We start from the raw sequence: 13,035 nt of genomic DNA on the forward strand, positions 1-13,035 counted from the left end.
TTGTAAGTAATTAGCATTTCTAATTTAGTGTGAGGAGAAAAAATGTTTAACATACCTAAAGGTCCGTTTTGCCAAAGTTGTGGAATCCCAATGGATCAGGCTGAGTATGGCACAAACAATGATGAAAGTAAGAGTGATCTATACTGTCATTATTGCTTTCAAAATGGCGAATTTACAGCTCCAGATATAACTCTTAATCAAATGATCGATAAAGTTTCAGGCATTATGACAGAAAAATTAGGCATGCCAGGATTTCAGGCCAAAATGATGGCTGGTATGTTTATTCCAAAACTCAGCAGATGGCAGAATAAATAAAGACGAAAAATTATGAAAAAATTAGAAGGATTAATATTTGACCTTGACGGAACATTAGCAGATACTCTTCCTCACTGCTTAAAATCATTTCAATTAACTTTTGAGCAGGTTACAGGAAGAGAATTCAGTGATAATGAAATAACAAAGTATTTTGGTTTGTCAGAAGAAGGAATTATAAAAAAGGTTCTTCCGGATAAATACGATGAATGCCTTAATACTTTCCTGGAAATTTATGAAAATAACCATCATCCATACTCAAAACTTTTTGATGGAATAATTGAAATATTGGAATATGCTAAAAATAAAGGTATTAAGCTTGCCATGGTTACAGGAAAAGGTCGTGGTTCAGCTGATATTACACTAAAATATCTTAATATTGGACATTATTTTGAATTTGTAGAAATAGGATCATCAGAAGGTTTAATAAAATCCGAAGGAATAAAAAGAATATTATCAAACTGGCAAATAAAAAAAGAGAACGTGGCATACGTAGGAGATGCTATAACTGACATTACTGAATCAAGAGATGCCGGTATTTCACCAATTGCTGTTAGCTGGGCAAGTACAACGGATCATAGTTCTTTAATAACCCATAATCCTGATAAAATCTTTTCTAAAACAGAAGATTTTATGTGCTGGCTAAACTCTATAAATTAATGTTTGAATAATTATGAGATTAATATATTACAAAGAACCAATATATCGCCCACCAAGTGAGGCAAATTCTCTTCTAATACAAGCGACTGAAGGATGTGCCTATAATTGTGATTTTTGTCTTGGAAATGAAGGAAAAAAGTTTCTCATTCGACCTGTTGAACATATTAAACACGATATTTTCAATGCCCATATTCTTTATGGTAATGCCGTCAGAAAAATGTTTCTTCTTGATGGCAATGCCTTCATAATGAAGCCTGATTCTTTAATTGAAATAGCGAAGTACAGCTATGAGATACATCCTAATTTAATGCGTATTGGGGCTTATGCTCATGCCAAAGACATTCTAATTAAGTCTGATGAGGAATTAAAAGAAATAGCCCGATCCGGAATAAAAATCGTCTATCTTGGAATAGAAACAGGAGACGATCACCTTCTCACACAAATAAATAAAAAAGTAACCAGTGACGAAATAATAGAAGCTATACATAAACTTTATAAAGCAGGAATAACTTTATCAGCAACAATTATTCTGGGACTTGCCGGAAATGACCAAAATGCAAGCAAAAATCATGCCATTTCAACAGCAAAATTAATAAATAAAATAAAGCCGCCCACCAGAGTTCCTTGGTACATATCAGCTTTAACCTTAATGTTACCACCAGGAACTGTATTAAACGAAAAAGCAGAATATGGTGAATTTAAACCAATGAATAGACTTGAAATACTGGAAGAATTAAAAATTATTCTGGAAAATCTTGATGATGACTTACATAAATGCATATTCAGATCCAATCATGCCTCAAATTATCTGCCTTTAGAATCAAATAATCTTGCCAGAAATAAAAACCAGTTAATTGAATCAATTCAATACGCTATAACCCATCCGGAAATACTCAAAGGTGAATTATCTAGAGGATTATAATTAAGGAACAAACAAAAAATTATTGCGTATTTTAAAACGCAAATCTGTCATTGCGAGCGAAGCGAAGCAATCCATTAAATAATGCTATAATTTGGATTGCCACGTCGGGCTTTCAGCCCTCCTCGCAATGACAATATCACTTTATGCGTAAGTATTTTTTGTTACCTCCTTAAACCGAATTGTTAAATCGACAAAAAGCTTGCTATAATTGAATTAAAAAAGGTGCTTGATTAGAATAATATTTAATGATTGGTAATATTTGCAGTTTTCAGTATTTATAAAATTTAAAAAATCGCCGTCATTACGAGGAAGCGGCAAAGCTGCACCATTAAAGGCTATAATCATAGTTTTAATACTAAGATTGATGAATTTAAAAAGGTGACTGTGTCACCGTGGTAATTTTTCCAATGTTCACCAGATAGATTGCCACGCACCTTCGGTGCTCGCAATGACATACTATATTATTAGTGTATTCAAACATTTTCTAGGCAAACACTAAACATTATATTGATACAAACCACAATGCTAAACATAATTATTCTCTTCAATTGAAGCAATTTCTATGTTTCCCATCAATTTTTCTACATCTGACTTATAAGCCAATTCTGTACCAGGAGTCAAAACTGCCGCAGTTCCAAAAGCAATACCATAAATTATGGTATCTTCTTCTGACATATTACGATGCAGGGCATAAATTAGCCCGGCCACCATAGAATCTCCTGCGCCAACTTTACTTTTAACTTCAACATTAGGCGCTAAAGCGTGAATAATCTTATTTTCATTAACAAATATAGCCCCATCTTTTGCTAAAGAAACAACTACATTCTTCACACCACTTTTAACAATTTGTGCAGCAGCAACTTTTATTTCTTCTAAATCTCTCAGCTTTTCAGTGCCAATAATTTGGCATAATTCATGCAAATTAGGCTTAATCAAATATGGCTTAGCCTGAATTCCAAGAGTTAAAGGTTCATTACTTGTATCCAAAACACATTTAACATTCTTTGACTGAATTATCTCGATTAAATTTTTATATATGTCAGATGAAACACCTTGAGGCAAACTTCCGCCAAAAGTTACAAATTCTATCTCTTCTGGCAAATTTTTAATTCTTTTATATAACTTATCTAACTCTTCACCTGATATATTTGGCCCTTTAGCACTTATTCTTAATTGTTTATAGGTTGGAAGTTCAGTAACTATAACATTAATACGGGTTTCATCATTGCAAGGAATAAATCTTGAGTCAATTCCTTCATCTTCAAGAATTCTTAAAAGTCTATCTCCGTTTAGTCCACCTACAAAGCCCCAGGATGAAGTTTGTACACTAAATCTGACAAGCATTCTACTTACATTTATACCTTTACCTGAAGCATAGAAAGAGGCTCCCTGCGCTCTCTGAGTCTCTTCAAGAGCCAGATTATTAACCTGTAATACATAATCAAGACTTGGATTTAAAGTAACAGATAAAATCATCATTTACTCCTTTTTTATGATTTTTCAACCATAGTGGGTCTTTTTCTAAATAATTTATCTATTTCCATAGCAACAATTATTGTTAAAGACATAAAAATAGTCTGAATCCAGGTTTCTGCATCAAGCTCTGTAGTACCAAAAATATATTGTAAAGGTGCAAACGTTAAAACGCTTATCTGGGCAATTAAAGATAAAATAAGACTTACATATAAAAATGGATTTGCAAATGGGGACATTTTAAAAACAGATTTTTCAAAAGAACGGGAATTTAAAGTATGGAAAAACTGATAAAACACAATAGTATTAAATGCTGTAGTTCTTGCATAAGTCAAAGTATGTCCCTGACTTAGTTTATACCAAAACAAAAATAACGTTCCTATAGTAACTACCACACCTACAATGATTAAACGCTTTAATAGAAACGAACTAATAATTCTCTCTTTAGGATCTCTTGGAGGCCTTTTAGCTATATCTTCTTCACCGGGCTCATAAGCCAGTGCAACATCCTGTAACCCATTAGTTACAAGATTTATCCATAAAATCTGAGTTGCAAGGAAAGGTAAAGGTAAGCCAATAAATAAACTCGAAATAATAATTAAAGCTTCCCCAACAGCGGTGCCTAAAAGGAAAAATACTACTTTTTGGATATTATCAAAAATAATTCTACCTACTTTTACAGCTTCAAATATCGAAGCATAATTATCATCTTTCAAAATCATATCAGAAGCTTCTTTTGCGACATCAGTTCCTCCTTTGCCCATAGAAACACCTATATTTGCCTTCTTAAGAGCAGGAGCATCGTTAACCCCATCACCGGTTACTGCAACTACATTACCTTTATCCTGTAAAGCCTCTACAATTTCCAACTTATGACGAGGGGAAACTCTTGCATAGACACTGATCTTTTCTACATTATCTTTAAGAAAGTTCTCCCCTTTAGAATCAAGTTCCTGTCCGGTAACAGCTATTGAATCTATACCAAATATGCCTATCCTTTTTGCAATGACAGTAGCGGTTTCCTTATGATCCCCTGTTATCATAACCGTTTTAATGCCCGCCTCTTTAGTTCCTTTTATAGCTTCAATTGCGCTCTCTTTGGGTGGATCAATTATTCCCTGAAATCCTAAGAAATCTAATCCTTCAGTTGCTTCCTTCTCAAGATTTATATTCTCAGAAGAAGTAGCATTTAGCTGCTTCATTCCAAAACCTAAAACTCTTAAACCTGCTTCTGCCATCTTGATAGATTGAATATTTAATTCTCTATTATCTTCATTTCCTGAGAAACCTAATATTTTTTCAGGAGAACCCTTTACAAATATTGTATATTTATCATCAATTTGATGCATAGTTACCATATACTGTTTTTTTGAGCTAAATGGTAATTCATCAACACGTTTATACTTATATTCTTCTTCATTTACATCAATTCCATACTTAGCTGCTGATACAATTAAAGCACCTTCAGTTGGATCACCATCTACATTCCAAACCCCATTTTCTTCATATAAGTTAGAATCATTACATAACAAACCCGATAAAAGTAATTTATACAAGTTATCATCTTTTTGAATTTTTTCACTATCAAGCAAAATTTCACCTTCAGGCTTATATCCAATACCTTTAAACTCAAAATTTTTGCCCTTAATATAGGCCTTTATGACAGTCATCTTGTTTTCTGTAATGGTTCCTGTTTTATCAGAACATATATAATTACATCCTCCGAGAGTTTCTACTGCAATTAACTGCCTTATTATTGCATTCTTCTTTGCCATTCTATTTAAACCAATAGCCATAGTAATTGTGACAACCACAGGTAAACCCTCAGGAATTACAGCAACTGCCATACTTATAGCAAATACTGCCATTTGTGTAACGGCTAAGCCTTTTATAATACCAACTATAAATACAAACAAGGATAAGCCAATTGAAAGCATACCTATTTTTCTGCTAAAATCTGCCAATCTCTTTTGTAAAGGAGTCCTTTCCTTTTCTGTGGTCTTTATCTGTTGAGATATTTTTCCTAATTGTGTTTTTTCACCTGTTCTTACAACCACTCCTCTGCCTGAGCCATGAGTAGCTATTGTGCCCATAAAAGCCATGTTTTTACGATCTGCAATTGGTACATTCTCCTGAGAAATCACTTCAGTATTCTTGTCAACAGGCATAGATTCTCCTGTTAACGTAGATTCATCCACATTAAGCTCACTTTCACGAATAAGCCTTATATCAGCAGGGATTTTATTTCCTGCTGATAAAATCACTATGTCACCAGGTACTATATCTTCAGAATTGATTCTATCCTCTTTACCTTCTCTAATAACTGTAGCTTTTGGTGCAGCTAATTTTTTTATAGCCTGCATAGCTTTTTCAGCTTTATATTCCTGAAAAAAGCCAATTATTGTGTTTAATAAAACAGCAGCTAATATTACTCCAGTATCAATATAATGCTCTATTAAAGTCGTAAACACAGCAGCTATTACAAGTATATAAATCAATGGGCTTTTAAACTGATTAATAACTATCTTCCAAACAGATATGGCTTCTTTTTCTATAATAATATTGGAGCCATAGCTTTGCAGCCTATTTTTAGCTTCTTCATTAGACAGGCCATACTCATTGGTACTAAATTCTTCAAAAACATCCTTTACTGTTTTTTTATAATACATCTTATAAACCCTAATCACCCTTGATACAGAATAAACAAAGTATTCTTAAACAATTATTAATCCATTAAGCGTTTTTATAAATAACCTGATGAGCTATAAGAAAAACTCCTTCCAGTTTTAATTACTTTTCAAAAAACTCTTAATATTAAGTAAACTGTTTAAAATTAAACCTACTTACAGGGAAGGCGACTCCGCCCCAAAGGAGTAATCATTATTCTTGGGTAAATTATTTGGAGAATTAATTATGAATATTGATAAAATACGCGAATTACTTGGAGATGAATCAAATAATCTTTTGGAATATCAAGCTAAAGTTTCTAAAGAAGAACTTCACATTCCTTGTCCTGATTTTATAGATAAGATTTGGACAGGATCAGACAGAAACCAAAGGGTCTTACAATCATTAAGCCGAATATATAATCATGGCAGGCTGGCAGGAACAGGGTACTTATCAATTTTGCCCGTAGACCAAGGGATAGAACATAGTGCCGGATCAGCATTTGCTCCTAATCCTAAATATTTTGACCCCGAAAATATAGTTAAATTAGCAATAGAAGGTGGATGTAACGCAGTTGCAAGCACACTTGGAGTTTTTAGGAGCAGTATCAAGAAAATATGCACATAAAATCCCATTTATAGCAAAAATAAATCATAATGAACTATTATCCTATCCAAACATATGTGATCAGACATTATTTGGTACAGTTGAAGAAGCCTGGAATCTTGGAGCAGCAGCTATTGGAGCAACAATTTATTTTGGTTCACACGAATCAAGAAGACAAATAGTAGAAATTTCAGAAGCTTTTGCTCTTGCTCATGAACTAGGAATGGCGACAATCTTATGGTGCTACCTTAGAAATCCTGATTTTAAAAAAGACAAGGATTACGAAGTTGCCGCTGATCTTACAGGTCAGGCAAACCATTTAGGTGTGACAATTGAAGCTGACATTATTAAACAAAAATTGCCGGAAAACAATGGTGGATTCAAAGCAATAAACTTTGGTAAAACAAGTTCCAAAGTTTATAATGAACTTACTTCAGATCATCCGATAGATCTTTGTCGTTATCAAGTATTAAATTGTTATGCTGGCAGAGTAGGCTTAATTAATTCTGGAGGAGCTTCAGGTAAAAATGATTTTGCTGAAGCGATAAGAACCGCTGTGATTAACAAAAGAGCAGGTGGTTCTGGATTAATTTCAGGAAGAAAAGCTTTCCAACGTCCAATGGATGAAGGGATAAAACTCTTAAATGCAATTCAAGACGTGTATCTCTCTAACGAAGTTACTATAGCTTAAGATATGAATGACATGGAATTACAGTCAAGGCAACTTCTGTAACAACCTTGCCCATATAATTCTCAAGAAATTTATATTTCAAGGTGCTTGCCTAGAATAAAGAATGTCAATTGCGAGGTGCTTTACACTGTCATAAGTATCAAATAATACTCCGCATTGTCATTGCGAGCCATGAATCGTGGATAGCCAGCATCAATTATTCTTGCGTGGCAATCTTAAAGCATAAATTTATGTATCAACTTTTAAAGTAAAATCCCTTATGAATACTACTTTTATAATCTTTCAATCATAAATACAGCAAATTCAGCAAGTCTGGTTGAATATCCCATCTCATTATCATACCAGGCAAGCACTTTAACCATATTATCGCCTAAAGTTCTTGTTAATTCAGAATCAACAATACTACTATAATGAGAACCTATAAAATCCGAACTTACCAGAGGCTTTTCAGAATAACCCATAATACCTCTTAATTCTCCTTCAGAAGCTCTTTTAAATGCCTGATTAACTGAATCAACTGTAACTGATTTCTCTGTTAAAACTACAAAATCGATAATACTAGCATCTGCAACAGGAACTCTTAAAGCTATAGCATCTAATTTACCTCTTAGCTCAGGAAGGACTAATTCTGTAGCTTCTGAAGCACCTGTAGATGCTGGAACTATGTTTTGGGCTGCTGCCCTGCCTCGTCTAATATGCTTATGATCGGGAGCATCAAGAAGTTTTTGACTACTTGTATATGCATGATCTGTTGTCATCATTCCCTTAACAATTCCAAATTCTTTAAGAAGAACCTTGGCTACGGTAGCCAAGCAATTCGTTGTACAACTCGCCATCGACACTATGTTATGTCTGGATGAATCATACATATTCTCGTTTACGCCTAGATTAATTGTTACATCTTCATTTTTAGCAGGTGCGGATATAATAACTTTTTTAGCTCCAGCAGGATCAATATGAGCTTTAGCCTTATTTGCGTCAGTAAAAAAACCTGATGATTCTATAATAATATCTACTCCTAAGTCTTTCCAAGGAATGTCTGCAGGATTCTTCTCAGCAAATAATCTAAGTTTTTTACCGTTAACAATTAAACTATCATTTTCAACTTTAACCTCACCCTTAAATCTGCCCATTACAGTATCATATTCCAGAAGAATAGCAGCCATCTCAAGATTCATACCAGGATCATTAATAGCAACAATACCTAATTTATCAAATATTTTTTTCTCAATAGCTGCTCTTAAAGTATTACGCCCTATTCTACCAAAACCATTTATACCTACTTTAGACATCTTAATCCCCCAAAAATAGCATTATTTCAATAAAAATCCTGAATAAAATCAAAAATATTCAGGTAAGTAATATTGAAATAATGACACCTAAAACGCAATCTCCAAACAGACATAATAAAAGTAAAAAATTTAACTTAGTACTTTGACCAATAAATTATGGAGATGGGAATATTTTCTCCGTCGCTGTGCCTGTCTAACAGGCAAGGCTCCTACAGGAATATACTGAAGTCTTTAAATTATTGTATCAGAGTACTAGGTTAAAGTGACCTAAAAGATTAAGAATAGTGCTAATTTAAGCATATTCGTATATTTCAAAGAAATATACTTTAGTTGCAAGAAGATTATAATAATTATCGATTTTTATCTTATTAAAAATCTTATATATTAGTAAGGTTAGAGTGTTTATTATGTTTTATTATTTAGAACTTCAAATTAATGGGATGTGCACTCTAGTTTGGGAGTACTAAATGAGTATTGTTGTTTGTCTGGAGTTCAGCTCTTTTGTAGCCTTTAAGAGGTCTTTTCTATTGGAAATTAAGAGATTTCTTACAGTATTATTAACAGGCTATTCAGTCAAGAAAGTTGCATATGCATACTTAAGACAGAAGATTTAAATCTTCTGTCTTAAGTATTTATGGAGTAGGAAATGGGAATTAGTATAAGAAACTCAAAAAATCAAGTAATAATTGATATACATTCGTTAAACCTTAATGATCAGGTAATAAGGATTTTAAGGTCTACTTTGTATGATTTAATAAAACGTGACCAGGTAAACATCCTAATAAATATGTCATTAGTTAACTCTATTGACAGCAATGTTCTTGGATGCTTAATTACAGCTCAGAAAAAATGCAATAAAAAAGGTGGACAGGTTAATATTTATGGTGTTCAGCCTGATATATTAATGATTTTTTATATAATAAGGCTTGATGAATATATAAGTCTTTATAACAATGAAATTGATGCACTAAATCATCAAAATATACTAATTAGACGAAGACTTAGGGTGGTTAAAGGCTAATTTATTAACTAATAATAAGACTTACCAATTCTTCAGTGCTGTAATAATTGTCAATTATATGAACTTGTGCCTGGATTTTATCTTTAATATCATCTATAGTTAAGCTGTCAAGAAAATCGTTAGTATATTTTCTCAGCATTACAGATGGTAAAACCAGGTTTGAAACCTCTGATTTTATCGGTAAAAGGTTATCAAGTAAATCTTGACCTGTAACAAGCCCTGAAACAGTTACATCGGATCCCCAAAAATGGCTTTTTATCGGTATTAAACTTACTTCTAAATTTTTAATACTATTTAATTCATCTGTAATTGGTTCTAAAGCATAACAAGCTATTTTGCCTGTTGCTATTGTTAACTTTTTTAGGGTTGGTAAAGAGGCAGGTAATTTTGCTTTGTTTTTCTCAAAATCACTCAACAATAGCCTACAGGTACCAATTCCATCATCCAACTGTCCAAAATCATTATAAAACTCTAATTTAGGTAAATCCTGTTTGGCCATAATATATAATTCATCAGCTGGAAATGCTAAGTTATAACCAAGTTTCTTATTAAATTCATATATTTGCGATATTATTTCTTCAGCTTTCTCTGGACTAACTTTATGTAGATTATTATCAAGTCTGTATTTTGTGATGCCTACAGGTACTACTGCTATGGATAAAATATTTGATTTTAAAGCTGTCAGATCACTTAATGTCCTATCTAATTCCTGACCATCGTTAATACCGGGACATAAGACGATTTGTATGTGAACAGGAATTTCAAGATTATTAAGCCATTTTAATTCAGTAATGATATTTCCTGATTTTGGGTTTTTGAGCATATATGAGCGTAGTTCAGGATTGGTTGTATGCACTGAAATATATAGAGGTCCTAATCTTAATGCTTCTATGCGTTTTTTATGCTCTTTAGTCAGGTTTGTTAACGTAACATAAGTACCCTGCAAGAATGACAATCTGTAATCATCATCTTTTATGTATAAACTATCTCTTAAGCCACAGGGTTGTTGATCTACAAAGCAGAATATACATTTATTATTACAAGGGATAATCTTATCGAAAACAGCAGATTCAAAGTTTATTCCGAGATCTTCATCAACATCTTTTTCTATATCAATAATTTCTTCCTCTCCATTTAAACGTTTTATATGGAGAGAAAGTTCTTCAGATGCTGTTAAATACCTGTAATCAATTAAATCTCTAGGTTTTATTTCGTTGATAGAGATTATTTCGTCTTTTGGTTTTATATCAAGGTCTTCAGCAATGCTGTCAAGATTTATATTGTTAACTATAGCTGGCATGATTTTATTACTTATTTTGTGTACACATTATATTTTAATATAAATATAATGTTATTCCTGTTCAATTAGTATTTCTCCATCTTCTTGAACAGAATTATTTTCAATTAGTCCATATATGTAAGTAACAGCAAGTCCACTGAATGCGTTAAATAATGCACTTAATAATGCCAGAAAGAAAATCAGCATTGGTATTACAAATAAACTGTAGCTTGTTACCCAGAATGAACCAAAAGGATTTAATCCTGATGTTGCTCGAAATACCATGTTTATTAAAGAATAAATTGGTAAATATACTAAACTGCTAGCTACAAGTGCTGTAAATCCAGAGATTGCTCCGATTAAAGCGCCATCGTGGGTTGATAGTATTCCTACAAAAGAATTCCTTTTTAAATAAAATACTATTCCTGCTCCAACAAGGACGTAGGCAAAGCAAGCAAAAGCTTGAATGAAAGGAATTAATAAAATTACTCCCAAAATGGCTCCAGCTATTGCTCCAAGTACTACAGATGATTTTATTAATAATTTCATTAGTGATACTCCGTTTTTCTATATTAATTAAATAATAACAGCAGGCAATGATTTTGAATATAATAGAAAATTAAGATAAGATGGTTTTTTCATATTTTTCTAATGATTTTTTAAAGGTGAAATTGTTTAATACATTTTCATAAGCATTTTGGGCTAATTTGTCCATTACTTTAGGATTCTCCAGTAACCATTTTATATTTTCCTCAATATGTTTTTCCATATTAGTTAGAGAAATTAATATTCCTGTATTATTATGCTCAATGGTTTCAGGGATTCCACAAACATTTGTTGCTATAACTGGTTTATTAAATGCCATTGCTTCAATGTTAGCTATGCAAAATGTTTCTTTAAATGAACTGGTTATATAAATATCGGTGATATTAAGGAATTTATATACATTATTTGTAACTGGAATAATTCTAAAATGGCTTTTAAATCCTGATTCTTCTATCAACAATTTGATATTTTGCGAATATTCATTATTGGGGTCTCCAACAATTATAAAGGCAAAATTCTTATTATCTGATGAATTTAGCAAGTTAATTGCAGCTTTAATTAGATATATTTGGCCTTTTATTTCATCCATTGTTCCAACATTGCAGACTATTACGTGATTATCAGGAATATTTAACTCTCGTCGTGTGTCTATGGGGAAATTAAGAGATTTATATTCTTCTATACAATTAATATCAATTCCATTATAGATTATGTTGGCTTTAGAGGCTGGCACAAAATCCTTATAATAATCATAAGTAGCTTTTGAGGGGAAGATAAACTTATCTGCAAATTTAAAACTTTGAAGATATAAAAAATGAGGAAATACTCTGAATGTTTTTGGTTCAAAGGCTTCATGTATTGCCCATATTGTCTTTTTGCCAAGAAGTTTCCCCACAATTACAGCCCAGAAACTAATAGCATTATTTGCAAAAACTATATCAGGATTAATTTGTGCAAAAAATGATGCTGGTTTTAACAGATTTACTAAGTAATTAACAGACTTTTGGAATTTTTTAAATTTTGATTCAGAGAATATATTATAAATTTTTATTTTTTTAGCCTGTAATTCTCTTTTGAGAAATTCAGGTTGGGCATGGGCGATAATTATTGAATTTACATTGAGTTTATCCAGCTCGTTAACCGGATAAATTTTGTATCCGTTTATATCACGGCCAAAAAGCGCCGGATTATTATCGAAAATTCCTACTAAATCTATTTCTGAAAAGTCAAATTCGTTAAGTAGTTTTGTAGTTATAGTTCCTGCACATCTTATTGCCAGTTTCTTTCTATGTTTTTTGCATTCAGATATGACTTTTTTGACTTGTTTTAATATATCATCGTTAAATTTAATAGCTTGTTCTCTATTTATTTGATCTATTGCAAAGTCTTTTATATATACAGGAATTTTAGAAGATTCATACTCCTGTTTTAACTCTCCATCTTCTGGAGCCCAGACATGGCAATCAAGTTTACTCCTGTCTAATCCCTGGATGATGTTTTTTAAGAGTAATTGAGCTCCGCCTCTATTTATTTTATGGCTGATAAAAAGTATCTTTTTCATACTGT

The 13,035-nt window shown here is 32.3% G+C and carries 10 protein-coding genes and 1 pseudogene; 5 read left to right on the forward strand and 6 right to left on the reverse strand.

Features of this window, described 5'->3' with window-relative positions; genetic code table 11:
* The first annotated feature begins 42 nt into the window (after positions 1–42).
* The 3 genes from A2255_07155 to A2255_07165 are packed head-to-tail and all read left to right on the forward strand — an operon-like array spanning position 43 to position 1,894.
* Complete coding sequence (locus A2255_07155) at positions 43–315, forward strand: hypothetical protein (GenBank protein OGI16919.1); 273 nt, start codon at positions 43–45, stop codon at positions 313–315.
* Between the two features lie 12 nt (positions 316–327).
* The gene (locus A2255_07160) at positions 328–972 is read left to right on the forward strand and encodes a hypothetical protein (GenBank protein ID OGI16920.1); all 645 of its coding nucleotides are present in this window, start codon (positions 328–330) and stop codon (positions 970–972) included.
* A 22-nt stretch (positions 973–994) separates the two neighbouring features.
* Entirely contained in the window at positions 995–1,894 is a 900-nt protein-coding gene (locus tag A2255_07165; protein ID OGI16932.1) for a hypothetical protein, read from the forward strand.
* 525 nt (positions 1,895–2,419) lie between these two features.
* Here A2255_07165 and A2255_07170 read toward each other — a convergent pair.
* Together A2255_07170 and A2255_07175 are read right to left on the reverse strand one after the other, a co-directional pair.
* A complete protein-coding gene (locus A2255_07170) occupies positions 2,420–3,370 on the reverse strand; it encodes a 1-phosphofructokinase (GenBank protein ID OGI16921.1) in 951 nt (316 codons plus the stop codon).
* A gap of 14 nt (positions 3,371–3,384) precedes the next feature.
* Entirely contained in the window at positions 3,385–6,036 is a 2,652-nt protein-coding gene (locus A2255_07175; protein OGI16922.1) for a hypothetical protein, read from the reverse strand.
* Between the two features lie 244 nt (positions 6,037–6,280).
* Here A2255_07175 and A2255_07180 point away from each other — a divergent pair.
* Positions 6,281–7,331, forward strand: a pseudogene (locus tag A2255_07180) (fructose-bisphosphate aldolase).
* 272 nt (positions 7,332–7,603) lie between these two features.
* On the opposite strand, the gene A2255_07185 reads toward A2255_07180, so the two are convergent.
* On the reverse strand, positions 7,604–8,623 hold the full coding sequence (locus A2255_07185; GenBank protein ID OGI16923.1) for a type I glyceraldehyde-3-phosphate dehydrogenase: 1,020 nt from the start codon (positions 8,621–8,623) through the stop codon (positions 7,604–7,606).
* A 646-nt stretch (positions 8,624–9,269) separates the two neighbouring features.
* Between A2255_07185 and A2255_07190 the strand changes: the two genes are divergently transcribed.
* Positions 9,270–9,644, forward strand: a complete 375-nt coding sequence (locus A2255_07190) for a hypothetical protein (protein ID OGI16924.1) — start codon at positions 9,270–9,272, stop codon at positions 9,642–9,644.
* A gap of 4 nt (positions 9,645–9,648) precedes the next feature.
* Here A2255_07190 and A2255_07195 read toward each other — a convergent pair whose 3' ends face one another.
* The 3 genes from A2255_07195 to A2255_07205 form a co-directional block, all read right to left on the reverse strand.
* The gene (locus A2255_07195) at positions 9,649–10,944 is read right to left on the reverse strand and encodes a hypothetical protein (protein OGI16925.1); all 1,296 of its coding nucleotides are present in this window, start codon (positions 10,942–10,944) and stop codon (positions 9,649–9,651) included.
* A gap of 51 nt (positions 10,945–10,995) precedes the next feature.
* A complete protein-coding gene (locus A2255_07200; protein OGI16926.1) occupies positions 10,996–11,472 on the reverse strand; it encodes a hypothetical protein in 477 nt (158 codons plus the stop codon).
* Between the two features lie 70 nt (positions 11,473–11,542).
* Positions 11,543–13,030, reverse strand: a complete 1,488-nt coding sequence (locus tag A2255_07205) for a hypothetical protein (GenBank protein OGI16927.1) — start codon at positions 13,028–13,030, stop codon at positions 11,543–11,545.
* Positions 13,031–13,035: the final 5 nt, after the last annotated feature.

The sequence above is a fragment of the Candidatus Melainabacteria bacterium RIFOXYA2_FULL_32_9 genome, from assembly GCA_001784615.1.
GTDB lineage: Bacteria > Cyanobacteriota > Vampirovibrionia > Gastranaerophilales > UBA9579 > UBA9579.

What these genes read in the sequence shown, in the direction of transcription:
- A2255_07155 (OGI16919.1), top strand. Translation starts at nt 43, where the DNA reads ATGTTTAACATACCTAAAGGTCCGTTTTGCCAAAGTTGTGGAATCCCA.
- A2255_07160 (OGI16920.1), top strand. Translation starts at nt 328, where the DNA reads ATGAAAAAATTAGAAGGATTAATATTTGACCTTGACGGAACATTAGCA.
- A2255_07170 (OGI16921.1), bottom strand. Translation starts at nt 3,370, where the DNA reads ATGATTTTATCTGTTACTTTAAATCCAAGTCTTGATTATGTATTACAG.
- A2255_07175 (OGI16922.1), bottom strand. Translation starts at nt 6,036, where the DNA reads ATGTATTATAAAAAAACAGTAAAGGATGTTTTTGAAGAATTTAGTACC.
- A2255_07185 (OGI16923.1), bottom strand. Translation starts at nt 8,623, where the DNA reads ATGTCTAAAGTAGGTATAAATGGTTTTGGTAGAATAGGGCGTAATACT.
- A2255_07190 (OGI16924.1), top strand. Translation starts at nt 9,270, where the DNA reads ATGGGAATTAGTATAAGAAACTCAAAAAATCAAGTAATAATTGATATA.
- A2255_07195 (OGI16925.1), bottom strand. Translation starts at nt 10,944, where the DNA reads ATGCCAGCTATAGTTAACAATATAAATCTTGACAGCATTGCTGAAGAC.
- A2255_07200 (OGI16926.1), bottom strand. Translation starts at nt 11,472, where the DNA reads ATGAAATTATTAATAAAATCATCTGTAGTACTTGGAGCAATAGCTGGA.
- A2255_07205 (OGI16927.1), bottom strand. Translation starts at nt 13,030, where the DNA reads ATGAAAAAGATACTTTTTATCAGCCATAAAATAAATAGAGGCGGAGCT.